Annotated in this window: 22 protein-coding genes; 10 read left to right on the plus strand and 12 right to left on the minus strand. The window is 68.8% G+C overall.

What is annotated here, in order from left to right; translation table 11 throughout:
• Positions 1–234 precede the first annotated feature (234 nt).
• From xdhA to HMH01_RS12755, 9 genes are all read left to right on the plus strand, one after another.
• A complete protein-coding gene (gene xdhA / locus HMH01_RS12715) occupies positions 235–1,638 on the plus strand; it encodes a xanthine dehydrogenase small subunit (RefSeq protein ID WP_171326117.1) in 1,404 nt (467 codons plus the stop codon).
• Positions 1,635–3,977 (plus strand): xanthine dehydrogenase molybdopterin binding subunit, encoded by a 2,343-nt coding sequence (gene xdhB, locus HMH01_RS12720; RefSeq protein ID WP_171326118.1) that lies wholly within the window; start codon positions 1,635–1,637, stop codon positions 3,975–3,977. Before xdhA ends, xdhB begins: the two co-directional genes overlap by 4 nt.
• Positions 3,974–4,942 carry a xanthine dehydrogenase accessory protein XdhC gene (gene xdhC, locus HMH01_RS12725; protein ID WP_171326120.1) on the plus strand — a complete coding sequence of 323 codons (969 nt, stop codon included), beginning with the start codon at positions 3,974–3,976 and terminating at the stop codon, positions 4,940–4,942. The genes xdhB and xdhC overlap by 4 nt, the downstream gene beginning before the upstream one ends.
• Positions 4,939–6,474, plus strand: coding sequence for an ATP-binding cassette domain-containing protein (locus tag HMH01_RS12730; RefSeq protein ID WP_171326122.1), 1,536 nt, complete (start codon positions 4,939–4,941; stop codon positions 6,472–6,474). The genes xdhC and HMH01_RS12730 overlap by 4 nt, the downstream gene beginning before the upstream one ends.
• Entirely contained in the window at positions 6,461–7,525 is a 1,065-nt protein-coding gene (locus tag HMH01_RS12735) for an ABC transporter permease (RefSeq protein WP_171326124.1), read from the plus strand. Before HMH01_RS12730 ends, HMH01_RS12735 begins: the two co-directional genes overlap by 14 nt.
• Positions 7,525–8,661: an ABC transporter permease gene (locus HMH01_RS12740; RefSeq protein WP_171326126.1), complete on the plus strand. Its 1,137-nt coding sequence runs from the start codon at positions 7,525–7,527 to the stop codon at positions 8,659–8,661. The genes HMH01_RS12735 and HMH01_RS12740 overlap by 1 nt, the downstream gene beginning before the upstream one ends.
• 15 nt (positions 8,662–8,676) lie before the next feature.
• Positions 8,677–9,402 carry an ion transporter gene (locus tag HMH01_RS12745; protein WP_171326128.1) on the plus strand — a complete coding sequence of 242 codons (726 nt, stop codon included), beginning with the start codon at positions 8,677–8,679 and terminating at the stop codon, positions 9,400–9,402.
• Positions 9,399–10,478 (plus strand): BMP family ABC transporter substrate-binding protein, encoded by a 1,080-nt coding sequence (locus HMH01_RS12750; RefSeq protein WP_171326130.1) that lies wholly within the window; start codon positions 9,399–9,401, stop codon positions 10,476–10,478. Before HMH01_RS12745 ends, HMH01_RS12750 begins: the two co-directional genes overlap by 4 nt.
• A gap of 207 nt (positions 10,479–10,685) precedes the next feature.
• The gene (locus tag HMH01_RS12755) at positions 10,686–11,546 is read left to right on the plus strand and encodes a DUF2189 domain-containing protein (protein ID WP_171326132.1); all 861 of its coding nucleotides are present in this window, start codon (positions 10,686–10,688) and stop codon (positions 11,544–11,546) included.
• Positions 11,547–11,550: 4 nt separating this feature from the next.
• Here HMH01_RS12755 and HMH01_RS12760 read toward each other — a convergent pair whose 3' ends face one another.
• A complete protein-coding gene (locus HMH01_RS12760; RefSeq protein WP_246237402.1) occupies positions 11,551–12,048 on the minus strand; it encodes a helix-hairpin-helix domain-containing protein in 498 nt (165 codons plus the stop codon).
• A gap of 80 nt (positions 12,049–12,128) precedes the next feature.
• Positions 12,129–13,334: a TCR/Tet family MFS transporter gene (locus HMH01_RS12765; RefSeq protein WP_171326134.1), complete on the minus strand. Its 1,206-nt coding sequence runs from the start codon at positions 13,332–13,334 to the stop codon at positions 12,129–12,131.
• Between the two features lie 124 nt (positions 13,335–13,458).
• Here HMH01_RS12765 and HMH01_RS12770 point away from each other — a divergent pair, with 124 nt between their 5' ends.
• On the plus strand, positions 13,459–13,572 hold the full coding sequence (locus HMH01_RS12770; protein ID WP_171326136.1) for an entericidin A/B family lipoprotein: 114 nt from the start codon (positions 13,459–13,461) through the stop codon (positions 13,570–13,572).
• Positions 13,573–13,600: 28 nt separating this feature from the next.
• Here HMH01_RS12770 and upp read toward each other — a convergent pair whose 3' ends face one another.
• From upp to HMH01_RS12820, 10 genes are all read right to left on the minus strand, one after another.
• Positions 13,601–14,233, minus strand: a complete 633-nt coding sequence (upp, locus tag HMH01_RS12775; RefSeq protein ID WP_171326138.1) for a uracil phosphoribosyltransferase — start codon at positions 14,231–14,233, stop codon at positions 13,601–13,603.
• On the minus strand, positions 14,230–15,231 hold the full coding sequence (locus HMH01_RS12780) for an adenosine deaminase (RefSeq protein ID WP_171326140.1): 1,002 nt from the start codon (positions 15,229–15,231) through the stop codon (positions 14,230–14,232). The genes upp and HMH01_RS12780 overlap by 4 nt, the downstream gene beginning before the upstream one ends.
• Positions 15,228–16,433 carry a phosphopentomutase gene (locus tag HMH01_RS12785; RefSeq protein ID WP_171326141.1) on the minus strand — a complete coding sequence of 402 codons (1,206 nt, stop codon included), beginning with the start codon at positions 16,431–16,433 and terminating at the stop codon, positions 15,228–15,230. Before HMH01_RS12785 ends, HMH01_RS12780 begins: the two co-directional genes overlap by 4 nt.
• Positions 16,433–17,740, minus strand: coding sequence for a thymidine phosphorylase (gene deoA / locus HMH01_RS12790; RefSeq protein WP_171326143.1), 1,308 nt, complete (start codon positions 17,738–17,740; stop codon positions 16,433–16,435). Before deoA ends, HMH01_RS12785 begins: the two co-directional genes overlap by 1 nt.
• Positions 17,740–18,516, minus strand: coding sequence for a deoxyribose-phosphate aldolase (deoC, locus tag HMH01_RS12795; RefSeq protein ID WP_171326145.1), 777 nt, complete (start codon positions 18,514–18,516; stop codon positions 17,740–17,742). Before deoC ends, deoA begins: the two co-directional genes overlap by 1 nt.
• Positions 18,513–18,899: a cytidine deaminase gene (locus tag HMH01_RS12800; RefSeq protein WP_171326147.1), complete on the minus strand. Its 387-nt coding sequence runs from the start codon at positions 18,897–18,899 to the stop codon at positions 18,513–18,515. The genes deoC and HMH01_RS12800 overlap by 4 nt, the downstream gene beginning before the upstream one ends.
• 86 nt (positions 18,900–18,985) lie before the next feature.
• Positions 18,986–20,632, minus strand: coding sequence for an alpha-glucosidase (locus HMH01_RS12805; protein ID WP_171326149.1), 1,647 nt, complete (start codon positions 20,630–20,632; stop codon positions 18,986–18,988).
• Positions 20,633–20,694: 62 nt separating this feature from the next.
• Positions 20,695–22,581, minus strand: coding sequence for a propionyl-CoA synthetase (locus HMH01_RS12810; protein ID WP_171326151.1), 1,887 nt, complete (start codon positions 22,579–22,581; stop codon positions 20,695–20,697).
• 83 nt (positions 22,582–22,664) lie between these two features.
• Positions 22,665–23,471, minus strand: coding sequence for a hypothetical protein (locus HMH01_RS12815; RefSeq protein WP_171326153.1), 807 nt, complete (start codon positions 23,469–23,471; stop codon positions 22,665–22,667).
• Between the two features lie 7 nt (positions 23,472–23,478).
• The gene (locus HMH01_RS12820; protein ID WP_171326155.1) at positions 23,479–25,758 is read right to left on the minus strand and encodes an NADP-dependent malic enzyme; all 2,280 of its coding nucleotides are present in this window, start codon (positions 25,756–25,758) and stop codon (positions 23,479–23,481) included.
• Positions 25,759–25,793 lie beyond the last annotated feature (35 nt).

Below are 25,793 nucleotides of genomic sequence, written 5' to 3' on the forward strand. Positions count from 1 at the left end.
GCCCCCCAAGTCAAGCCCGCCCCCCAGGCCTTCCACTTTCTTCAAATATCCCCGCCGGAGGCATCCGGCGCTGGCCATGCGGACAGCCCCCGGGCGGTTCAGGGAAGGCTTGCCAAACGGCCCGATCCACGCTTTTCTACCAATTGGTCAAAACCGCCGTGTGCCCGGCTTTACGCCGCATCGGGCCGCGCACGCAGACAGGCGGAACGGCAGAGAAGGCGGCGGGTTGTCCGAATGGAAATCGCGTTTCTTCTGAACGGAGAAACCGTGCGCGAAAGGGTCATGGACCCCACGCGCACCCTGCTCGACTGGCTGCGCGAGACGCGCCGCCTGTCCGGCACGAAGGAAGGTTGCAACGAAGGCGACTGCGGCGCCTGCACGGTCACCGTCTCGGCGCTGGAGAACGGCCAGCTCGTCCACCGGGCGCTGAACGCCTGCATCCTGTTCCTGCCCCAGTTGCACGGCAAGGCGGTGCGCACGGTCGAGGGCATCGCCGCACCCGACGGGGCGCTGCACCCGGTCCAGCAGGCGATGGTAGAACATCACGGTTCGCAATGCGGCTTCTGCACGCCGGGGGTGGTGATGTCGCTCTATACCGCGCATCGCGACGGGCGGCGGGATTTCGACGACGTGCTGGCCGGCAACCTGTGCCGCTGCACGGGCTATGCCCCGATCATCCGCGCGGCCGACGCCGCGGCAGAAGCGCCGCGGCCGGCCTGGGAGAAGGACGAGACCGCGGCACTCGCGGCGCTCGGCCAACGTGGCGATCTCCAGGGCGGGCAGGCGTATCTGCCCGACGATCTCGACGCCTTTGCCGCCTGGTACGAAGCGCACCCCGAGGCGACGCTCGTCGCGGGGGCGACCGATGTCGGGCTGTGGGTCACCAAGCAGCTGCGCACCCTCGCGCCTGTCGCCTTCCTCCACCGGCTGGAAGCGCTGCAGCGGATCGAGACGGATGCCGCGGGCATCACGATCGGCGCGGGCGTCACCCTGTCGCGGCTGCGCGGCGTCATGGCCGCGCGACACCCGGATTTCGCCGAGCTGATCCGCCGCTACGGATCGGTGCAGGTCAGGAACGCCGCCACCATCGGCGGCAACATCGCGAACGGCTCGCCCATCGGGGACGGCCCACCGGCGCTGATCGCGCAGGGCGCAAGCCTGACGCTGCGGCGCGGCGCCGAACGGCGGACGCTTCCGCTGGAGGATTTCTTCCTCGACTACGGGAAACAGGACCGGCGGCCGGGCGAGTTCGTCGAAAGCATCCACATCCCGGCCCAGCCCGACCGGCTGCGCTGCTACAAGCTGTCCAAGCGCTTCGACCAGGACATCTCGGCCGTGTGCGGCTGCTTCAGCATCACGATCGAGGACGGCCATGTGAACGCGGCGCGCATCGCCTTCGGCGGCATGGCGGGCATCCCGAAACGGGCGGCCCATGTCGAGGCGGCGCTTGTCGGACACCCCTGGGAGGAAGCGACGGTGCGTTCCGCGCAGGGCGCCTTCGCGCTCGATTTCACGCCCTTGTCCGACATGCGCGCCTCGGCGGGCTACAGGCTGAGGGCCGCGCAGAACATGCTTTTGCGCGCGTATCATGAGGATCGTGGCACGCGGACCCGGCTGGTCGGGCGGGGGGCGGCATGAGCGTCCATCGCCCCACGGCGCACGACAGCGCCACGCTCCATGTCACGGGGGCCGCGCGCTACACCGACGACCTGCCGGTGCCGGTCGATACCGTCCACCTGGCCTTCGGCACCTCGCCGCAGGCCAACGGAACGCTGCGCGGCATGGACCTGTCGGCGGTCCGCACCGCGCCCGGCGTGATCGACGTGCTGACGGCCGCGGACCTGCCGCACGAGAACGACGTCTCGCCCTCGCCCTGGCCCGAGCCGCTGCTGGCGACGGACCGGGTGCATTACCTGGGCCAGCCGGTGTTCCTGGTGGTGGCGGAAAGCCATCTTGCGGCGCGCAAGGCCGCGCGCCTCGCCCGGTTCGAGATCGACGCGGACACCCCGGTCCTGACCATCGAGGACGCGCTGGCAGCAAGCCGCGAATTCGAACCGCCGGTCACCCATGAGCGCGGCGACCCGGACCCCGCCATCGCCACCGCCCCGCACCGGATCGAGGGGACGATCGCGATGGGCGGGCAGGAGCATTTCTACCTCGAGGGGCAGGCGGCGCTCGCCCTGCCCGGCGAGGGCGGCGAGATCCATGTCGTAAGTTCGACCCAGCACCCCACGGAAATCCAGCACAAGGTGGCCCATGCGCTGGGCGTGCCTTACGCCGCGGTCCGGTCCGAGGTGCGGCGCATGGGCGGCGGCTTTGGCGGCAAGGAAAGCCAGGGCAACGCGCTGGCGGTGGCCTGCGCCGTGGTCGCGCACAGGCTCAAACGGCCGGCCCGGATGCGCTACGACCGCGACGACGATTTCATCATCACCGGCAAGCGCCACGATTTCCGCATCGACTATCGCGCGGGGGTGGACGACGAGGGCCGCATCCTCGGGATCGAGTTCCGCCAGTATTGCCGGGGCGGCTGGTCGCAGGACCTGACCCTGCCGGTGGCCGACCGGGCGATGCTGCATGCCGACAACGCCTACTGGCTGCCCAAGGTGCGGATCGTGTCGCACCGCCTGATCACCAACACCCAGAGCGCGACCGCCTTTCGCGGCTTTGGCGGGCCGCAGGGGATGCTGGGGATCGAGCGGGTGATGGACCACATCGCCCATGCGCTGGGCCGCGATCCGCTGGAGGTGCGGCGCGTCAATTTCTATGCGGATGCGCCGGTGGCGGCGCCGGATGCCTCCGGCGGGGATATTTCGGGAAAGTGGAAGGCGGGGCAGCTGACCCCCTACCACATGCCCGTGACCGACTGCATCGTGAACGCGCTGGTGGACCGGCTGGCGGAGCGTTCCGACTACGCGGCGCGGCGCGCGGCAATCGAGGCGTGGAACCGCGCGAGCCCGGTGCTCAAGCGCGGCATCGCGCTGAGCCCGGTCAAGTTCGGGATATCCTTCACGCTGACGCATCTGAACCAGGCGGGCGCGCTGGTGCATGTCTATTCCGACGGCTCGATCCACCTGAACCATGGCGGGACAGAGATGGGCCAGGGGCTGAACACCAAGGTCGCGCAGGTCGCGGCCGAGGTGTTTGCCCGGCCGCTTGGCAGCGTGAAGATCACCGCGACCGACACGACGAAGGTGCCCAACACATCGGCCACCGCCGCCTCTTCGGGGTCGGATCTGAACGGCATGGCCTGCAAGGCCGCCTGCGAGACGATCCGCGACCGGCTGGCCGATTTCGCGGCGCGCCACTGGCAGGCGGAGCGGGCCGAGATCCGCTTCGTCCCCGAGGGGGTGGACCTGGGCAGCCGCGTGCTGCCCTTCGAGGAGGTGGTGGCGGCGGCTTATGCGAACCGGGTGTCGCTGTCCTCGACCGGTTTCTACGCGACGCCCGACATCGTCTGGGACCGCCGCGCCGGGCGTGGACGCCCGTTCTACTACTTCGCCTACGGCGCGGCGGTGACCGAGGTGACCATCGACACGCTGACCGGCGAGTACCGCATCGACCGCGCCGACATCCTGCATGACTGTGGAAAGTCGCTGAACCCGGCCATCGACATCGGCCAGATCGAGGGCGGCTATGTGCAGGGCGCGGGCTGGCTGACCACCGAGGAACTGGTCTGGGACGACAAGGGGCGGCTCAGGACGCACGCGCCGTCGACCTACAAGATCCCGGCCTGCGGCGATCGTCCGCGCGTCTTCAACGTGGAGCTTTGGGACGGCGAGAACCGGGAGCAGACGATCTACCGATCCAAGGCGGTGGGCGAGCCGCCCTTCATGCTGGGGATCTCGGCGCTGATGGCGCTGTCGCATGCGGTGGCGCAATGCGGCGACGGCAGTCTCTATCCGTCGCTCGACGCCCCTGCCACGCCGGAGCGGATCCTGCGCGCGGTGGATGCCCAGCGCGGGCGGGCCTGGGAATGAGCCTCGACCGGCGGGAACTTGCGGATGCGGTCGCGCGCCATGGCACGCTCGCGCGGGTCGTGGTGGCCGAGCACGCCGGATCGGCCCCGCGCGAGACGGGAGCGTCGATGCTGGTCTGGCCCGACGGCATCGCGGGCACGATCGGGGGCGGCGCGCTGGAACATGATGCCATCCTGCGCGCGCGCGGACTTCTGGCCGCGGGCGCGCCCTTTGCCCGCAGGTTGCAGCGCTATCCGCTGGGCCCGGCGCTGGGACAATGCTGCGGCGGCGCGGTGAGCCTGCTGATCGAGCGTATCGGTCCGGAGGAACTGGCGGCAATCCCGGCCGAGGGCGTGTTCGCGCGGCCCGTCGCGCCCGGTCCCGCGGCAGAGCCGCCGCTTGCCGTGGCCCGCATGCTGCGCGCGGCGCGCGCCGGGCTGGGGGCGCGGCCTGCGCTGGTGGGCGACTGGTTCCTTGAAACCGCGGGCGCGCCGCGGACCCCGGTCTGGATCTGGGGCGCCGGCCATGTCGGGCGGGCCCTGGTCGGCGCGACGGACGGGCTGCCCTTGGCGGTGACCTGGGTGGACGAGGCACGCGCGCGGTTTCCCGACACGGTCCCGCCCCATGCCGACATGCTGGTGGCGGCGCGGATGCCGGATGCGGCGGCGCTTGCGCCCGGGGATGCGCGGCACCTGGTGCTGACCTATTCCCACGCGCTCGACCTGGAGATCTGCCACAGGATCCTGTCGCGGCCCTTCGGGTCGCTGGGGCTGATCGGGTCGGAGACCAAGAAGGCGCGGTTCCTGAAGCGGCTGGGCGAGCTGGGCCATCCGCCGGAGCGGCTGGCGCAGCTTGTCTGCCCGATCGGTGATCCCGGCCTCGGCAAGGAGCCGCAGGCCATTGCGATCGGCGTGATCCATGCGCTACTGAGGGAGCGCAGCGCCGCCGGTGAGAGCGGCATCACCGACAGGGGGCATGGGACGTGAGCGCGCTTCTCTCGATCCGCGGTCTGACCAAGGCCTATCCGGGCGTGCTGGCCAATTCCGACATCTCCTTCGAGGTCGCCCGCGGCGAGATCCATGCGCTTCTGGGCGAGAACGGCGCAGGCAAGTCCACGCTGGTCAAGGCGATCTACGGGCTGGTCACGCCGGACCGGGGAGAGATGTATATCGACGGCACCCTCTACGAGCCGCGCGGCCCGCAGGCGGCGCGCGCCGCGGGCGTGTCGATGGTCTTCCAGCACTTCTCCCTGTTCGAGGCGCTGAGCGTGGCCGAGAACGTGGCACTCGGCATGGCGGACCCGCCGCGGCGGGCAGAGCTTGTGCGCAAGATCCGCGACGTGGCCAATGCCTATGGCCTGCCGCTCGACCCCGAGCGCCTGGTGGGGGACCTGTCGGTGGGCGAGCGGCAGCGCGTCGAGATCGTGCGCTGCCTGCTGCAGAACCCGCGCATCCTGATCATGGACGAGCCGACATCCGTTCTGACCCCGCAGGAGGCGACGACGCTGTTCGCCACGCTGCGCAAGCTGGCCACCGAGGGGGTCGCGATCCTCTACATCTCGCACAAGCTGGAGGAGATCCGCGCGCTGTGCGACAGGGCGACGATCCTGCGCTCGGGGCGGGTGGTGGGCGAATGCCGCCCCGCCGAGAAATCGGCGCGCCAGCTGGCAGAGATGATGATCGGGCTGGAACTCGTGCGGCCCCTGCCCCGCCTGTTCACGCCGGGCCCGACCCTGCTGGAGCTGCGCGGCCTGTCGGTGCCGACCGCGCATCCCTTCGGCACCAGCCTGAAGAACCTGAGCATCAGCCTGCGCGAAGGCGAAGTGCTGGGCATCGCCGGGGTCGCGGGCAACGGCCAGGAAGAGCTGATGCGCGTCCTTGACGGAGAGACACGCGTGCCTGCCGGAACGCTGTTCCTGGAGGGCGAGGATATCGGGCGCGCGGGGCCGAACCGTCGGCGGAAGCTGGGGCTTCTGTCGGCCCCGGAGGAACGGCTGGGCCATGCCGCGGCGGGCGAATTGAGCCTGTCGGAAAACGCCTACCTTACCGGGCGGCGGCGGCAGCTGCTGGACTATCGCGGTTTCATAAAGCGCGGGTCCACCGACAATTTCGCCCGCGCCATCGTGTCGAAATTCGACGTGCGCACACCGGGCATCGCCACCAAGGCGCGTGCGCTCTCGGGTGGAAACCTGCAGAAGTTCGTGATCGGGCGCGAAATCCTGCAACGGCCACGGGTGCTGGTGGTCAACCAGCCGACCTGGGGGGTCGATGCCCATGCCGCGGCCACCATCCGAACCGCGCTGCGCGACCTGGCCGCGAATGGCACCGGGGTACTGGTGATCAGCCAGGACTTGGACGAGTTGCTGGAGATCTCGGACAGCTTCGCCGTGCTGTTCCATGGCCGGCTGTCGGCGCCGCAGCGCACCGGATCGCTGACGCTGGAGGAAATCGGCCTGATGATGGGCGGCGCCGGGATGGGGGCGGATGACGCGCAGGAGGTGGCCCATGCTGGCGCTTGAGCCGCGCAGCCGCACGCCGCGCCTGCTGCAGGTCGGCACGCCGATCCTTGCGGTGATCGCCACGATGATCGCCGGCGGGCTTCTGTTCGCGGCCCTCGGCAAGAACCCGGTCGAGGCGATCCGCATCATCTTCGTCGATCCCTTCCTCGATCCCTTTTCCCGGACCGAACTGCTGGTGAAGGCGGCACCGCTCGCGATGATCGCGATCGGCCTGTCCTTCGGCTTTCGCGCGGGGGTATGGAACATCGGCGCCGAGGGGCAGTTCATCGTCGGCGCCATCTCCGGTGGCGCGGTGGCGCTTGCGTTCTGGGGCACGCCGGGGATCTGGCTTCTGCCCCTGATGACGCTGGCGGGCGCGCTGGGCGGTTTCGTCTGGGCGATGATCCCGGCGATCCTGCGCATCCGGTTCGGCGCGAACGAGATCCTCGTCTCGCTGATGCTGGTCTATGTGGCCGATCTGTTCCTGTCGGCCCTGGTCTCGGGGCCGCTCAGGGATCCGGCGGGCTTCAACTTTCCCGAAAGCCGCCGCTTCCACGACAGCGCGACGCTGCCCATCCTGATCGAACGCAGCCGCGCCCATATCGGGATCCTGGTGGCGCTGGGCATCGGCATCGCCGCCTACGCGCTGCTGCATGCGCATAATTTCGGCTACCAGGTCAAGCTGATGGGCACGGCGCCAAGGGCCGCGCGCTTTGCCGGCGTCAACACCAGCCTGATGGTCGCCGGCTGTCTTGGCCTGTCGGGGGCGCTGGCCGGCATGGCGGGCCTGTTCGAGGCGGCGGGCCCGGTGGGGCAGCTGGTGCCGTCCCTGCCGGTCGGCTACGGCTTTACCGCGATCATCGTGGCCTTTCTCGGGCGGCTCGATCCGCTGGGGATCCTGCTGGCAAGCCTCGTGATGGCGCTGACCTATATCGGCGGCGAGACCGCGCAGTTCACGCTTCAGATCCCGGCGGCCGCCATATCGGTGTTCCAGGGGATGCTGCTGTTCTTCCTGCTGGGGCTGGATGTGCTGGCGCGCTACCGGCTCAGGCTTGTGCGGAGGGCGCATTGATGGACCGCCTCATCCCCCTGAAACCCCATGCCGTGACGCTGACGGCGATCCTGGGCCTGATCGTGTTCGCCGTCGCGGGCGGGCTGAACCCGGTATCGCTCAGCGTGTCGATCATCGCCGCGGCGACGCCGCTGATGCTGGCGTCGCTGGGCGAGATGGTGGTCGAGAAGTCGGGCGTGCTGAACCTGGGCGTCGAGGGCATGACGATCATCGGCGCCATCGCCGGCTTCGCCATCGCGGTCGAGACCGGATCGCCGCTGCTGGGCCTTGTCGCCGCCGCCGCGGCCGGGGCGGCGCTTTCGCTGATCTTCGGCGTGCTGACGCAGCTTCTGCTGTCGAACCAGGTGGCGACCGGGCTTGCGCTGACGCTGTTCGGGCTGGGGCTTGCCGCCCTGATCGGCCAGCCCTATTCGGGCATCAAGCCGCCGGCCTTTCCGCGGCTGGACATCCCGCTGATCTCGGACATCCCGGTGATCGGCCCGATCCTGTTCTCGCACGATTTGCTCACCTACCTGGCGCTGGCGGTGCTGGGGGGGATCTGGTGGTTTCTCTATCGCAGCCGGGCGGGCCTCGTGCTCAGGGCCTGCGGCGAGGGCCATGACGCGGCGCACGCGCTGGGCTATGACGTGATCCGGATCCGGCTGGCCGCCATCGCCTTCGGCGGCGCCTGCGCGGGGCTGGGGGGCGCCGGGCTCAGCCTGATCCGCGTGCCGCAATGGACCGAGGGCATGACCGCGGGCGCCGGCTGGATCGCGCTGGCGATCGTCGTTTTCGGGATGTGGCGGCCGGGGCGCGTGGCGCTGGGCGCCTATCTGTTCGGCGGCGTCACCATCCTGCAACTCAACCTTCAGGCGGCGGGCATCACGCCGCTCTGGCTGCTGGTCCTCGCGCTGCTGCTGCTCTCGGTGCATGTCACCATGAAGGCGCAGCGCCGTGCCATGGCCCCGCTCTGGCTCGGGACGCTGGCGATGGGGGCGCTCGCGCTGGTTTACCCGGTCTCGATCCAGACCCAGTACCTGTCGATGGCGCCCTATCTGTGCACCATCCTCGTGCTCGTCGTCATGTCGGCCGACCGGCTGCGTGCGAACCTGAACGCCCCGGCCTCGCTGGGGCGCGTCTTCGTGCGCACGGCCTGATGGGGGTGCGGGCCGATGCGCGAGCGACTGCACCGCATCCTCGACGGCATCGACCCGGAATGGGGCCGGCGCTACACCCTGTCCATGCATGCGCTGATCGTGCTTGCAGTGGCGAGCTATGTCATCTCCACCCTGCCCGACCTGCCACCTGCGACGGGCACGGCGCTCTACCGTTTCGAATTGACGGTCGTGGGCATCTTCGCCGCCGACTACGCCCTCAGGCTTTACGCGGCACCGCGCCGGCTGGGCTATGTGTTCAGCTTCTGGGGCATCGTCGATCTGCTGGCGTTCCTGCCGGCGCTTCTGCTGCCCGGGGCCGAGATGGTCGCGGCGCGCATCCTGCGCCTGATCCAGCTTGCGCGCATCCTCAAGCTGATGCGCGTGGCCCACGCCGTGGACAACCTGGTCGAGGTGCTGACCGAGATCCGCGAACAGCTTGTCGTGTTCCTCGTGATGACGCTGTTCCTGCTGATCCTCGCCTCCATCGGCATCTATCATTTCGAACATCAGGCCCAGCCGGAGCTGTTCAGATCCGTGCCCCACGCCATGTGGTGGGCTGTGGCCACGCTGTCCACGGTGGGCTATGGCGACATCTATCCCGTGACGGCGGGCGGGCGGATCTTCACCGGCCTGGTCCTGCTGATCGGTCTTGGCGTGATCGCCGTGCCCACGGCCCTGATCTCGGCCGCACTCGTATCGAAGACGCATAAATCCCCCCTCAAAAAGGAGACCAAAGGATGAGACTGAACCGCAGAACCCTGCTTGCCACGGCCGCTGCCGCCGGGATGGCGCCCGGCCTCGGCCTCGCCGCCGGGCACGAGCCGCTCAAGGTTGGCTTCATCTATGTCGGCCCCGTGGGCGACTACGGCTGGTCCTACGAGCACGACCAGGGCCGGCAGGCGATCGAGGCCCATTTCGGCGACCGGGTGCAGACCACCTATCTCGAGTCGATCCCCGAGGGCCCCGACGCCGAGCGTGCGATCCGCCAGCTTGCCCAGTCGGGCCACGGGCTGATCTTCACCACCTCCTTCGGCTTCATGAACCCCACGATGCGCGTGGCCGAGCAGTTCCCCGAAGTGAAGTTCGAACATGCGACCGGCTACCAGCGCGCCGACAACGTCGCGACCTATTCGGGCCGCTTCTACGAGGGACGCGCCGTGATCGGCCATATCGCGGGCCGCATGACCAAGTCGAACATAATCGGCTATATCGGCTCCTTCCCGATCCCCGAAGTGGTGCGCGGCATCAACGCGGCCTTCATCGCCGCGCGCAAGGCGAACCCGGATGTCCAGTTCAAGATCGTCTGGGCGAACACCTGGTTCGACCCGGCGAAAGAGGCGGACGCCGCCAACGCGCTGATCCAGCAGGGCGCCGACGTGATCATGCAGCACACCGACAGCCCCGCCGCCATGACCATCGCCGAGGAACAGGGCATCTATGCCTTCGGCCAGGCTTCGGACATGATGCAGTTCGGCCCCAACGCGCGGCTTTCCTCGATCATCGACAATTGGGCGCCCTACTATATCGAGCGGACGCAGGCGGTACTGGACGGCACCTGGACGTCGACCGACACCTGGGGCGGGATCGCATCGGGCATGACCGAAATCGGCGAATTCCGGAACATGCCCGACGATGTGGCGGCCGAGGCGCAGGCGATCGCGGACTCGATCTCTTCGGGCGCGTATCACCCGTTCACCGGGCCGATCAACCGGCAGGACGGCAGCGCCTGGCTGGCCGAGGGCGAGACGGCCGACGACGGCACGCTGCTGGGCATGAACTTCTATGTCGAGGGCATCGAGGGCGAACTTCCGCAGTAACCCCGGGCACTGCCCCCTTTCCCGGCCCCCGCGCAGACCTGCGCGGGGGCTTTTTCGTGCCGCCCCCTGCCTTCACGGAAATCTGCACTCCACCGGACGGGGATCCGTGTTAGCCTTCGGTCGTGGCGGATTAACCCGGCCGCGAATGACGCAAGACTTGCGGCCCTCCGATCCGCCCGGAACATTCCGAAATCGGGAGGGACTGAAATGGTCAAGACGATCGGAAATCCCCTCAGCTGGGGCGTGCGCCGCCTGGGACTTGCCGGCCACGGCATCGCCGAGAGCGCTGCGCACATGGGCAGCCGCGACGCAACCCCGCCGCAGGTCCGGCAGATCGGGACCGCGGACCTGGGCGCGGCGCTGCGGCTGGGGCTCGACGATTTCCTGGCACTGCGCTCGGACGCGCTGATGGTCTGCCTGCTTTACCCGGTCATCGGCCTGGCACTTGTCTGGGCCGCCCTCGATGCCCGGCTCCTGCCGCTGGTGTTCCCGCTGGTATCGGGCTTCGCCCTTCTCGGGCCACTCGCGGCCGTGGGTCTTTACGAGATGAGCCGCCGACGCGAAGCGGGCCAGCCCGCGGGCTGGGATGCGGCGCTGTCGGTCCTGCGCGCACCCGCGCTGGGCGCGATCGTGACGCTGGGCATCGCGCTGCTGGGCCTGTTCCTGATCTGGATGCTGGCGGCGCAATACATTTACGCCGCGACGCTGGGGCCGGAGCCCCCGGCAAGCCTTGGCGCCTTTCTGACCGAGACGCTCACGACCGGCGCTGGCTGGGCGATGATCGTGATCGGCACGGCGACGGGCTTCGTCTTTGCCGCGCTGGTGCTGTCGATCAGCGTGGTGTCGTTCCCGATGCTCCTGGACCGCGATCCGGGGCTTCCCGTTGCCGTCGTCACCTCGGTCCGGGTCGCGCGCGAAAACCCCCGGACGGTGGCCGTCTGGGGGCTGATCGTGGCGACAAGTCTGGTGCTGGGGGCGCTGCCCGCGTTCCTTGGGCTTGCGGTGGTGATGCCGGTGCTGGGCCATGCCAGCTGGCACCTCTACCGCCGGGCGGTGGCGCGGGGCTGACGGCTCAGGCCGCCAGCGCGCGCGCCTGACCCACCCAGTCCGCGCGGCTGATCGCGCCGGGGATGCCCCCCAGAAGCGCGTCCATGCGGGCGACATCCGCCTCGGTCCAGGCCGCGATCTGGGCAAATCGGGTGATGCCATGGGCGACCAGCTTTTCCGCCATTTTCGGCCCGATGCCCTTGATCGCGCTCAGGTCGTCCGGCTGGGCCGCCCCGGTCGCGGCCGGCTGCGGCGTCGGATCGACGGCGGCCGCTGCCGCGGGCGCGGGCTGAGGCGTATCCATCACCACCTCTGCCTCGGCGGCGTCGGCCTTGATCGGGCTCTTGCGCTCGGGCCGGCGCTTTGCGGGTGGCTGGATCTGCATGCCGCCGAAGCGCCACTCCACGCCGAACATCGGCGCCATCGGGCTGAGCGAAACCCAGTATTCCAGCAGCCCCTCGTCGCGCCGGGGCATCCACTGGTTCAGGTCGAATTGCGCCATCACGAACATCTTGTCCTCCACACTTCGGACGTTTCGGGCCAGAGTGTGGAGATTGAATTGCTGCGGCGCAAGATGAATTTTGCCGCAGCGCAATATCAGCGTCATGCCGCGGCCTTGCGGCCCCGCATCAGCAGCAGCGCGCAGACCGCGGCAAGTGCCGCCGCCGCAAGGAAAGGCGCGCCCGGCAGATAGACCGGGCCATCGGGCAGCGTCGCCAGGCGAAAGATCCCCGTCATCACGACCGGGCTCAGGATCACCGCGACGGCGGCGACGGAAGCAAGCACCCCCTGCAGGCGCCCCTGCGCGTCGTCGGGCACCCGGTCGGCCATCATGCCCTGCAAGGCTGGGCCCACCACCACGCCCAGCGCGGTGATCGGCATGAAGACGAAGATCCAGATGCCATCCTCGATCACCGCAAGGATCACCAGCGCCAGCACATGCATGGCAAGGCCGAACATGGCGGTGCGGAACTCGCCCAGCCGCGGCAACAGGCGCCGGATCAGCCAGCCCTGCACGAAGGCCGACGACACGCCGAACGCGGCAAGGCTCAGCCCGACCATGCCGGTGGACCAGCCGAAACGCTCGATGGTGAAGAAGCTCCAGATCGCGGGGTAGACGTAGTTCGAGACGACATAGAGGAAGTGCACAAGCAACAGCCCGCCGACCATGGGCAGGCGCGAGGCATCGAGCAGCGCGCGGAACGGGTTGGCGCGGGCCAGCTCGAACCGGGCGCGCCGTTCGGGCGGCAGGGATTCGGGCAGGACGCGCCAGCCGAAGGCGGCGTTGCCCAGGGCAAGCGCCGCCGCCGCGTAAAACGGCGCGCGCGGGCCCAGTTCCCCCAGCAGGCCGCCGATCGCCGGGCCCAGCGTGAAGCCGATCCCGAAGGCCGCCCCGATCAGTCCGAAATTCGCCGAGCGTTTTCCCTTGTCCGAGATGTCGGCCAGATAGGCCGCCGCCGTGGCATGGGTCGCCCCCGCGGCCCCGGCCAGGAACCGGGCCAGGAACAGCATCCACAGGGCAGGCGCCACCGCCATCAGCAGGTAGTCGATGCCCAGCAGGACCAGCGACAGGATCAGCACGGGACGCCGCCCGAAACGGTCCGACAGCCCCCCCAGCAGCGGCCCGCAGAGAAACTGCATCACGGCATAGGTGAAGGCGAGCCAGCCCCCCCAGAAGGCCGCGTCGGAAATCGAGGCGCCGCGCAACTCGCGGATCAGCTCGGGCATCACCGGCAGTATCAGCCCGATGCCGATGGCGTCGATGGCCACCGTCAGGATGATGAACACGAAGGGCGCGCGGGACGTCATGGCCACGTCCTATCGCGCGGGCGGCGGCAGGCCACCGCCGGTTTGCGCATGGATCGCAAGGCGTTGCCTGAGCCCGACCGGCGCGCTAGAAACTTGGCGAACGCAGCCTTGAAAGGATCGCCGGATGCGCATTTTCGTCCTGCTTGCACTGATCGCCTCGCTTGCCGCCTGCGAAACCGTCAAGGGCGTGGGCCGGGATGTGTCGAACGCGGGCCAGGCGCTCGACAACACGTTCTGAGGGACACCGGGCCGAGCGACACCGGGCGTTATTTCGTGCCGAACATCCTGTCCCCGGCATCGCCAAGGCCGGGCAGGATGTAGCCCTTCTCGTTCAGCCGCTCGTCCAGCGCCGCCGTCACGATCCGCACGTCCGGATGCGCCTCTTCCATGCGACGCACCCCCTCGGGGGCGGCAAGCAGGCACAGGAAGCGGATGTCGTTGGCGCCGGCCTGCTTCAGCAGGCTTATCGCCGCGGCCGAGGAATTGCCCGTGGCCAGCATCGGATCGACCACGATCACGGTGCGGTTTTCCAGTTCCTTCGGCACCTTGAAGTAGTACTGCACCGGCTGAAGCGTCTCTTCATCGCGGTATAGGCCGATATAGCCGACCCGCGCCGAGGGGATGAGTTCCAGCACCCCGTCGAGAAGCCCGTTGCCCGCCCGCAGGATCGAGATCAGCGCCAGCTTCTTCCCCTTCAGGACCGGCGCCTCCATTTCCATCAGCGGGGTTTCCACCGTGGTCATGGTGATCGGCAGATCGCGCGTCACCTCATAGGCCAGAAGCAGGCTGATTTCCCGCAGAAGCTGGCGGAACGACGCGGTCGATGTGCTCTTTTCGCGCATCAGGGTCAGCTTGTGCTGCACCAGCGGGTGATCGACGATGGTCAGGTGCTTCTTCATGGGCGGGCCCCTTCAAGTCTGGCCAGCACGGCGCTCCGGGTCTGCGGATCGCAGAAGGCGGCCTGCATGGCGATGCGGTTGATGTCGGCGAAATCCTCTGCCGCCCAGCCGAAATGGTGGGCCAGCATGCGGTACTCGTGCTTCATGTCGGTGTGAAAGTAAGGCGGATCGTCGGTCGATACGGTGACCTGGACGCCCGCCTTGCGCAGCCTGTCGATCGGATGGCTGTCCCAGCCAGGGTATACCGAGAGCGCGACGTTCGAGCCGGGGTTCACCTCCAGCACGATGCCCTCGTCGACCAGCCTTTGCACCAGGTCCGGACTTTCGATCGCGCGCACCCCGTGGCCGATGCGGCTGGGGCGCAGGTGATCCAGTGTCTCGGCCACGCTTTCGGGGCCGCAGACCTCGCCCGCATGGCTGGTGATGCCCAGGCCCGCCTCGCGCGCGATGGCGAAGGCGCGGGCGAAATCGGCGGCGCGCAGATGGCGTTCCTCGCCGCCCATGCCGAAGCCGGTGATCCGGTCGCCCGCCACCTCGGCGCTCAGACGTGCCGCACGCTCGGCCGCGTCGGGGCCGAAATTTCGCACTGCGGTCGAGATGAATCGCGCCTCGATCCCGTGCGCGGCGCGGGCACTCTGCGCACCTTCGACGATGGCTGCCACATACTCGGCCCAGGCCACGGGGTCGCCACCGCCGCAGATGTCGGGCGCGATGAAGATCTCGGTATAGACCACCCCGTCCGCGGCCGACTGCGCCAGCACGGCCTCGACCAGGCGGCGGAACTCCTCGGGGCCGCGAAGCACCTCGCAGGCACGGTGGTAGGTCTTGAGGAACTGCGCGAAATCCGTCCAGGCATACTGCCCCCCGGCGTCGAACACGCCCTCGAGCGCCATGCCCTGTTCTGCCGCCAGGGCACGGATGAAGTCGGGAGGGGCGGCCCCTTCCAGATGCAGGTGCAATTCCACCTTGGGCAGCAGGCCGGGATCGGTATGGCTCACAACAGGCTCCTTCCATGGCGGCCGGGCGCCAGCCCCAGATGGGCGGCGATGCTTTCGGCGACATCGGCAAAGCCGCAATGCCCGATCGCGCCGGGCGTGGCGGCACCGGTCATCAGCACCGGCACCCGCTCTCGCGTGTGGTCGTTGCCGACCCAGGTCGGATCGTTGCCGTGATCGGCGGTAAATATCAGCAGGTCGTCGGGGCGCAGCCGCGCCAGCAACTCCGGCACCCGCGCATCGAACGCCTCCAGCGCGCGGGCATAGCCGGACACGTCGCGCGGATGGCCGTAGAGCGTGTCGAAATCGACGAAATTGGCAAAGACCAGCGCGCCATCCGGGGCGCGGTCCACCGCCTCCAGCGTGCGGTCGAACAGGCCCATGTCGTCGGGCGCCTTCAGGACGGTGGTGATCCCGTGGCCTGCGAAGATGTCCTTGACCTTGCCCACGGCCCAGACCTCGCCGCCCACGGCCTCCACCCGGTCGCAGATGGTGGGCTCGGGCGGGGGCAGCGCGAAGTCGCGGCGGTTCGCGGTGCGGCGGAATTCATCGGGCGTCTCTCCGACAAAGGGGCGGGCGATCACGCGGCCGACCTTCATCGGGTGGACCAGCTCGGCCGCGATCCGGCAGACCTCCATCAGCCGGTCGAGCCCGAAATGCCCCTCGTGCGCGGCGATCTGGAACACGCTGTCGGCAGAGGTGTAGCAGATCGGCTTGCCGGTCCGGATATGCTCGGGCCCAAGTTCGCGGATGATCGGCATGCCCGAGGAATGCCTGTTCCCCAGGATGCCCGGCAGGCCCGCGCGGGCGATCAGCGCATCGGTCAGCGCAGCCGGAAAGGCGGGTTCGGTGACGGGGAAGTAGTGCCACGCGAAGGGGACCGGCACGCCAGCCAGTTCCCAGTGCCCCGACGGCGTGTCCTTGCCCTGCGAGACCTCGGTCGCGGCGGCCCAGCGCCCGCGCGGCGTTCCCGCACCCAGGCCCGGCGCCTTGACCCCCGAGGCAAGCGCGATCGCAGCCCCCAGGCCCAGCGCGTCGAGATTGGGCAGCCGCAGGGGGCCGCTGCGGCCCTCCTCCGCGCGGCCCATGGCACATTCCTCGGCGATATGGCCCAGCGTGTTCGCGCCCTGATCGCCGAACGCGGCGGCATCGGGCGCGCCGCCGCAGCCGACGCTGTCCAGCACGCAAAGGACCGCGCGCGCCATCAGGCCACCCGTTCGCGGATCAGCGCGCCCTCGGCGGGCGGCTTGTCGGATATGGAATACGCGCCCAGCACGCGCTTGCGGGCCGCTGCCAGTTCGGCGGCGCTGGTGGCGTGGATGCGGGCGATGGGCGTCTCGGGATCGACGCGCCGGCCCAGCCCCGCCAGCCAGTCGAGCCCCACCGACGGATTGATCCTGTCCGTCGCGTGCCGCCGTCCGCCGCCCAGTTCCACCACGGCCCATCCCAGGGCCCTCGTGTCGATTGCGCTGACGAAACCGGTCGTCTCGGGGCAGACCTCCTCGACGATGGCGGCCTTCGGCAGATGGGTCTGGTAGTCGTCCAGGATGTCGGGCGGCCCGCCCAGCGCATGGACCATGCGCCCGAACACCTCTGCCGCACGGCCCGACTGAAAGACGTCGCCCATCTTGCGCGCGCCCTCCTCGACCGAAGCCGCAAGCCCGCTGCTGGCCAGCACCTCGGCCCCTAGCGCGACGGTCACATCCCAGAGACGGCTGTCCACCTCGTCGCCCTTGAGGAACTCGATGGCGCAGGCGACTTCAAGCGCGTTGCCGGCGACAGACGCCAGCGGTTCGTTCATGTCGGTGATCAGCGCGGTCGTCCGGCAGCCGGCACCGTTGGCCACGTCGACCAGCGCGCGCGCCAGCGCCTGCGCGTCCTTCTCGGCGGCCATGAAGGCGCCCGTCCCGGTCTTGACGTCCAGCACCAGCGCCTGAAGCCCGGCGGCCAGCTTCTTCGACAGGATCGAGGCGGTGATCAGGTCGATGCTTTCCACCGTCGCCGTCACGTCGCGCACGGCATAGAGCCTGCGGTCCGCGGGCGCGATGTCGGGGGTCTGGCCGATGATGGCGCAGCCCACCTCGCGCGTGACCCGGCGCAGCGTGTCCAGGTCGGGCTGCGTGCGGTAGCCGGGGATCGAGTCGAACTTGTCGAGCGTGCCGCCCGTATGCCCCAGGCCACGGCCCGAGATCATCGGCACATAGGCCCCGCAAGCGGCAAGCGCCGGGGCCAGCATCAGCGAGGTGTTGTCGCCCACGCCCCCGGTGGAGTGCTTGTCCAGCACCGGCCCGGGCAGATCCCATGCCAGCACCGTGCCGCTGTCGCGCATCGCCTCGGTAAAGGCCACGCGCTCGGCCCGGTCCATGCCACGGAAGAACACCGCCATGGCAAAGGCGGCGACCTGGCCCTCGGACCAGCTTTCGTCGGTCACGCCGCGCACGGCGGCAGAGAGTTCCGCCGCGCTCAGCTTTCTGCCGTCGCGCTTCTTCGCGATGATCTCCTGGGCCAGCATCAGTAGCCCCCGGCCGAAGCGACGCCCCCGTCCCGACCCTCGATCGTGGCGATCAGCGCCTCAAGCACCGACGACGCGCCAATCCGGAACACTGCGGGCGATGCCCAATCGGGGCCCATGATCTCGTCGCACAACTCCAGGTACATGGCCGCGTCGGCCGTGGTGCGGATGCCGCCCGCGGGCTTGAAGCCGACCATCTCGCCGCTGTCGCGGATCACCTCGAGCATGATGCGCGCGGCCTCGGGGGTGGCGTTCACAGGCACCTTGCCGGTAGAGGTCTTGATGAAATCGGCCCCCCCCTCGATGGCAAGCTCGGCGGCCTGGCGGATCAGGGCCGCGTCGCCCAGCACGCCGGTTTCCAGGATCGCCTTGACCCGTGCCCGGCCAGCAGCCTCCTTGACCCTTGCCACGGCGGAGTGCACCGCGTTGGCGTGCCCCTCCATCAGCGCCTTGTAGGGGATCACCATGTCGATCTCGTCGGCGCCTTCCGCGACCGCCCGCTCGGTCATGTCCAGCACTTCGGACGTCTCGTCATCGCCGCCGGGAAAGGCCACCACGGTCGCGATGCGGATGCCGTTCCCGGCCAGCGCCTTCTTCGCCACCGGCACGAAGCGGGGCCAGATGCAGACGGCGGCGGTCGGGCCATGCGGGGTCATCGCCCGCGCGCAGAGCGCCTGCACGTCCGCCTCGGAGCAGTCGTCGTTCAGGTTGGTCAGGTCGAGACAGGCCAGCGCCCGCGCGGCAACCGCCTTCAGGTCATGCGCCGCGCCGTTCATTCGATATGCGCCTTGGCAAAGGCGCCGGGCAGAAGCTGGGCGACGGTCATCGTCAGGCGCGGCCCCTCAAGGCCCGCCATCACCACCGGCACGTCACGGTCGGCGAATTCGGCGATCTTCTGGCGGCAGCCGCCGCAGGGCGTGCAGGGTTCGGGGCTGTCGCCGACCACCAGCACCTCGTGGATGCGCTTGCCGCCCGCCGCCACCATCGCGGCGATGGCCCCGGCCTCGGCGCAGGTGCCTTCGGGATAGGCGGCGTTTTCCACGTTGCAGCCGGCATGGATCCGGCCCTGCTCGTCGCGCACCGCGGCGCCGACCTTGAACCCGGAATAGGGTGCGTGGGCGTTTTCCCGCACTGCGCAGGCCGCCTCGAACAGCGTCATCTGTCACCTCGTTTCAAATGCTTGGGCCCGACTATCGCGCCAGAGCGAGGGCAGTGCAAGGCCCGGACCCGGTCCCCGCCCCGCGCTCACGCCCCGGACAGGATCACGACCGATTCCCAGGGCGCCAGCGTCACGCGGCCCGAAAGCGCGGCCCGCGCGCCATGGGTCGCCAGCAGGCAGCGCCCCTCGATTGCCAGCGTGGGGGGCAGGTCGAGCGCGCAGTCCGTGCAGCCGAAATTCGCCAGCACGACCAAACGCACCCCTTCAAGCCGCCGCTCCTGCGCCCAGATTTGCGGATGCTCCGCCAGGTGCGGGGTGAACGACCCCTCGACCAGCACGGGATGGGACTTGCGCAGCGCGATCAGGCGGCGGTGATGGGCCAGCACCGATCCCTCGTCCCGCGCCTGGTCTGCGACGTTGATCTCGGCGTGGTTCGGGTTGACCCCGATCCAGGGCGTGCCGGAAGTGAAGCCCGCATTCTTCCCCGCCGTCCACTGCATCGGCGTGCGCCCGTTGTCCCGCCCGTTCGCGTTCGCCCCGGCGATGAAGGCGGCGGGATCCATGCCGCGCGCCACTTCCAGCGCATGATGGTTCAGCGTCTCGACGTCGCGGAACTGTTCGATGCGGGTGAAGCGGGCATTGGTCATGCCGATCTCGTCGCCCTGATAGACGAAGGGCGTGCCGCGCATCGTGTGCAGCACGGTCGCAAGCGTCTTGGCCGACGCCACCCGGTGCACCCCGTCGCAGCCATGGCGCGAGACGGCGCGCGGCAGGTCGTGGTTACCCCAGAAAAGCGCGTTCCATCCATCCTGGGCCAGCGCCGCCTGCCAGCGGAAGAACACCTCCTTCAACGCCGGCAGATCCATCCGGCGCGGCTTCCACTTGCCCAGCGCGGGATCCCAGAAGCGGGTCACCTGCTCGAACTGGAAGATCATCGAAAGCTCGCCCCGCGTGCGCCCCGAATAAAGCAGCGCGGTGTCGGTCGTGGCGTTCCAGCTTTCACCCACGCTCAGCACGTCGCGCCCCGCCAGCACCGCGCGGTGCATCTCCTGAAGGTAGTGGTGCAGGAACGGCCCCTCCTCGATCAGGCCGGCATCCACGTCCTTTCCGATCAGGTCGATCACGTCCATGCGGAAGCCCGCGATCCCACGATCGAGCCACCAGCGCATCATGTCATGTATCGCGGCCCGCAGTTCGGGGTTGCGCCAGTTCAGGTCCGGCTGCTCCTTCGCGAACAGGTGGAAATAATACTGCCCGCTGCCCGCGTCCCATTCCCAGGCCGGGCCGCCGAAATAGGACTGTCGCGTATCGGGCGGCCCACCGTCGGGGGCGGGGTCGCGCCAGATGTAGAAGTCGCGCAGCCGATGATCGCGCGCGGATCGGGCGGCCTCGAACCAGGCGTGCCGGTCCGAGGTATGGTTGACCACCAGGTCCATGACGATCCCGATGTCCCGCTCTCGCGCCGCGGCGATCAGCCGGTCGAGATCGGCAAGCGTACCGAATTCCGGCGCCACGTCGCGGTAGTCCGAGATGTCGTAGCCATTGTCGGCCATCGGCGAGCGATAGACCGGCGAGAGCCAGACAAACCCGATCCCCAGCTCCGCCAGGTGATCCAGCCGCGACAGGATGCCGGGAATGTCGCCGATCCCGTCGCCGTTCGAATCGCAGAAGCTGCGCGGATAGATCTGGTAGCCGGTGGCACGCTGCCACCATGGCGGGGGATCATGGGTCATTCTGCGCCTCGAACCGGTTTGCGGGGCCGATGCCAGCACATCGGCCCCGCAGGCTCAACGGCTTACCCCCCGTAACCCAGGGGTCGGATCGCCTCGCGGATCTCGTCCAGGATTGCCGGGTCGTCGATGGTCGCGGGGATCTTGAACGCCTCGCCATCCGCGATCCTGGCCATAGTCGCGCGCAGGATCTTGCCCGAGCGGGTCTTGGGCAGCCGGTCCACCACCACCGCCAGCTTGAAGGCGGCGACCGGGCCGATCTGGTCCCGCACGCGGGCGACCGCGTCCTTCACAACCTGCTCGTGCGGCTTGTTGACCCCGGCGGTCAGGCACAGGAAGCCCATCGGCAGCTGCCCCTTCAGATCGTCCTTGACGCCGATCACGGCGCATTCGGCCACTTCCGGCAGGTCTGCCAGCACCTCTTCCATCGCGCCGGTCGACAGCCGGTGTCCCGCCACGTTGATCACGTCATCGGTGCGGGCCATGATGTAGACATAGCCCTCCTCGTCGATCAGCCCGGCATCGCCCGTCTCGTAATAGCCGGGAAAGGTGGTGAGATAGGCCTTGCGGAAACGCTCCTCGGCATTCCACAGCCCCGACAGCGTGCCGGGCGGCAGCGGCAGCTTCACGGCGATGGCGCCCAGCGTGCCGCGCGGCAACTCGTGCCCGGCCTCGTCCAGCACCCGCACATCCCATCCCGGCATCGGCACCGACGGAGAGCCTACCTTGATCGGCAACGGCTCCAGCCCCAGGGGGTTGGCGACGATGGGCCAGCCGGTTTCGGTCTGCCACCAGTGGTCCACAACCGGCACCTTCAGCCGGTTCTGCGCCCAGATCACCGTGTCGGGATCGGCGCGCTCGCCGGCAAGATAGAGCGTGCGCAGGCACGAGATGTCGTACTTGCCGATGAACGCGCCTTCGGGATCCACCCGCTTGATCGCGCGGAACGCGGTCGGCGCGGTAAAGAGCGACCGCACGCCATGTTCGGCGATCACCCGCCAGTAGGTGCCGGCATCTGGCGTGCCCACCGGCTTGCCCTCGAACAGGATCGAGGTGGCGCCCACCAGCAGCGGCGCGTAGCAGATGTAGGAATGGCCCACGACCCAGCCCACGTCGGAAGCGGCCCAGAACACCTCGCCGGGGTCGATGCCGTAGATGTTCTTCATGGTCCAGTGCAGCGCCACCGCGTGCCCGGCATTGGGACGGACCACGCCCTTCGGCTGCCCGGTCGTGCCGGAAGTATAGAGGATATAGAGCGGATCCGCCCCACCCACCGGCACGCAGTCGGCCGGCGTCACGTCCTTCTGGAATTCCTCCCACTCCACGTCGCGGGGGCCTAGCCGGGCGGCATGCTCGGGGCGCTGGAGGATCACGCAGAAATCGGGATCGTGCACGCTCTGCTCGATCGCGCTGTCGAGAAGGGGCTTGTATTCCACCACGCGCCCCGGCTCGATCCCGCAGGATCCGGCGATGATCGCCCTGGGCTGGGCATCGTCGATCCGCACGGCAAGCTCATGCGCGGCAAAGCCGCCGAAGACCACCGAATGCACCGCGCCGATCCGGGCGCAGGCCAGCATCGCGATCACCGCCTCGGGCACCATCGGCATGTAGATGATGACGCTGTCGCCCTTTTCCACGCCACGCGCCCGCAGCGCCCCGGCCAGCCGCGCGGTGGCGTCGCGCATCTCGGCATAGGTCAGCGTCCGCTTCGTGCCCGTGACCGGGCTGTCATGGATGATCGCGGCCTGATCGCCCCGCCCGGCGGCAACATGCCGGTCGAGCGCGTTATGGCAGGTGTTCATCTCGCCATCGGCGAACCAGCGATAGATGGGCGGGTTGGCGTCATCCAGCGCCCGCGTCGGAAATCGGTCCCAGTCCAGTGCGCGGGCCGCCTCTGTCCACCAGCCTTCCGGGTCGGCCTGCCAGGCCGCATAGGTCTCTGCGTAACCCATCAATTCCTCCTGTTGTGCGCATCCCCGGCCCGGGTGCCGCTCTTGCGGCGGCTTGCCTCGGGCAAGGGGGTCATGTCATCCGTTCAGGCCGGCCTGTCCTTCAGCCCGTCCCAGTACGATTTCACCCATTTCACCGGGAAGAACCCCGCCTGTTCCAGCGGCCCCCAGCGCCGGAACGGCGGGCCTGCCAGGTCCTCGGGATCGGGCTTGCCGTGAAAGGCCACGATGAAGGCGTCCTTCGGCCGGGGTACGGGCAGCACCACGCTCAGCGGGAAATGCCAGGCAAGGCTTTTCTTGAAGCTGAGCACCCAGCCTTCGGGCCAGTCCCGCCGGTCGATCGCATGCCGGTGGATGAAGTTCTGGTCGTTCCAGTCGTTCAGCAACTCCTGCCGCCCCGCACCGCGGAACTTCTCGAAAATGTGGTCCTGCTCGCCCGCGATGAAGCCCACCACGGAAGAGTTGGACATCCGCATTTCCCGCCGGGATTTCCGGAACCACCGATCCAGCAGGTCGGGCCAGTCGCGGATGATGTGAAGCCCGCCCTTCTCGCGCACCCTTGCCACCATGGGGGCAAGGTCGCGCAGGATCACCACGTCGACATCGACCATCATCACCACGGTGCCGGGCGCGAACAGCCCGGTCTTGAACACCGACAGCTTCGGCCACATGCCGCGGTGCCAGAATTCCCGCGGCAGGGCGAATTCCGGGATCGGCAGCGCCTCTATGCCGTCGTCCAGCCCGGTGGCGTCATCGGTCAGGCAGACGAAGCGGAACGGGACCGACATCTCGCGCATCAACGCCCGGTACAGGATGTTGGTATAGAGCGCGGGATAGCCCGCGCCCCATTTCAGGCAGACGAAAACCGGAAGCTGCGGGTTTCCTGTCGTCAACGCGGCCTCACCCGTATTGCGCGACCGGCGTACCCGCCAGCGCCGCGATGTTGAGAAGCCCGCGCGCCGTGATCGAGGGCGTCACGATATGGGCGCGGTTGCCCATGCCCATCAGGATCGGCCCGACCTCCAGCCCGTTCGCCGCCACCTTCAGGATGTTGCGCGCGGCCGAGGCCGCATCGGTGTTGGCGAACACCAGCACGTTGGCCGCCCCCTGCAGCCGCGAATGCGGGAATATCCGCGCGCGCAACTCGGGATCGAGCGCGCTGTCGGAATGCATCTCGCCCTCGTAGATGAAGTTGCGCGGCTCGGCATCGAGGATGGCCAGCGCATCGCGCATCCGCCGCGCGCCCTCGGTGTCGAGGTTGCCGAACTGCGAATGGGAACACAGCGCGATCTTCGGCTCCAGCCCGAAGCGGCGTACATGGCGCGCCGCACCGATCGCAACCTCGGCCAGCTGCTCGGCCGTGGGCGTGGAATGGACCTGCGTGTCGGCGATGAAGAGCGGGCCCTTTTCAAGGATCATCAGCGACAGCGCCCCCACCGGGTGAAGCCCGCCGGTGCCCAGCACCTCGTTGACGTATTTCAGGTGCCACAGATACTGGCCGAAGGTGCCGCAGATCAGACTGTCCGCCTCGTTGCGGTGGACCATCACCGCGCCGATCGCGGTGGTGTTGGTGCGGATGATCGCGCGGGCAAGATCGGGGGTGACGCCGCGCCGCTCCATGATCTGGTGATAGGTTTCCCAGTAGTCGCGGTAGCGCGGATCGCTTTCGGGGTTCACCAGCTCGAAATCCTTGCCCGGCCGGATCGGCAGGCCGGTGCGCTCCAGCCGCGTCTCGACCACCTCGGGGCGGCCGATCAGGATGGGCATGTCGCGGGTTTCCTCGCGCATGGCGAAGGCGGCGCGCAGCACCCGCTCGTCCTCGCCCTCGGCAAAGACGATGCGCCGTTCCACGTTGCGCGCCGCCTCGAACACCCGCCGCATCAGGAAGGCGGACCGGAAGACCGAGCTGTCCAGATCGCGGCGATAGGCCTCGATATCCGCCAGCGGCCGGGTCGCGACACCCGATGTCATCGCGGCCTCGGCCACCGCCGAGGCGACGATCGCCAGAAGCCGCGGATCGAAGGGCTTGGGGATCAGGTAGTCCGCCCCGAACACCATCTTCTCGCCCTGGTAGGCCGCCGCCGCCTCGGCCGAGGAGGAGGCGCGCGCAAGCGCGGCGATCCCCTCGACGCAGGCGACCTTCATGTCCTCGTTGATCTCCGTCGCGCCGACATCCAGCGCGCCCCGGAAGATGAACGGAAAGCACAGCACGTTGTTGACCTGGTTCGGATAGTCCGACCGGCCCGTGGCGATGATCGCGTCGGGCGCCACCGCGCGCGCCTCGTCGGGCATGATCTCGGGCGTGGGGTTCGCAAGCGCGAAGATGATCGGCTGGCGGCTCATCTTGCCCACCATCTCAGGCGTCAGCACCCGGGGACCGGACAGACCCAGGAACAGGTCCGCGCCCTCGATCGCCTCGTCCAGCGTGCGCAGGTCGGTGACTTGGGCAAAGGCCGCCTTCTGCGGGGTCATGTCCTCGTTGCGGCCCTCGTGGACAAGGCCCGCGATGTCGCAGAGCCAGATGTTCTCGCGCTTCGCCCCCAGCGTCAGCAGCATGTTCAGACAGGCGATGCCCGCAGCCCCGCCCCCGGTGGAAACGATCTTGATGTCCTCGATCTTCTTGCCGGCCACCAGCAGCGCGTTGGTCGCGGCCGCGCCCACCACGATGGCGGTGCCGTGCTGGTCGTCGTGAAAGACGGGAATGTTCATCTTCCGGCGGCACAACTCCTCGACCACGAAGCAGTCGGGCGCCTTGATGTCCTCCAGGTTGATCGCCCCGAAGGTGGGTTCCAGGCTTGCCACGATGTCGGCCAGCTTCTCGGGGTCGCTCTCGTTCACCTCGATATCGAAACAGTCGATATTGGCGAACTTCTTGAAAAGGACCGCCTTGCCCTCCATCACGGGCTTCGAGGCGAGCGCACCGATATTGCCCAGGCCCAGCACCGCGGTCCCGTTCGAGACGACCGCCACCAGGTTGCCCCTCGAGGTGTAGTCGCGCGCGGTGTCGGGGTTCTCGCGGATCTCGATGCAGGCCTCGGCCACGCCCGGCGAATAGGCACGCGCCAGGTCGCGGCCATTGGCCAGCGGCTTGGTCGCGCGCACCTCAAGCTTGCCGGGCCGCGGCAGGCGGTGGTAGTCCAGCGCGGCCTGAACGGTGGGATCGGTCTTGCGGTCAGTCATGGCGTGTCCTCGGCTCCCCTTCCGCAGCACGGCCT

It is taken from the genome of Halovulum dunhuangense (assembly GCF_013093415.1).
GTDB lineage: Bacteria > Pseudomonadota > Alphaproteobacteria > Rhodobacterales > Rhodobacteraceae > Halovulum > Halovulum dunhuangense.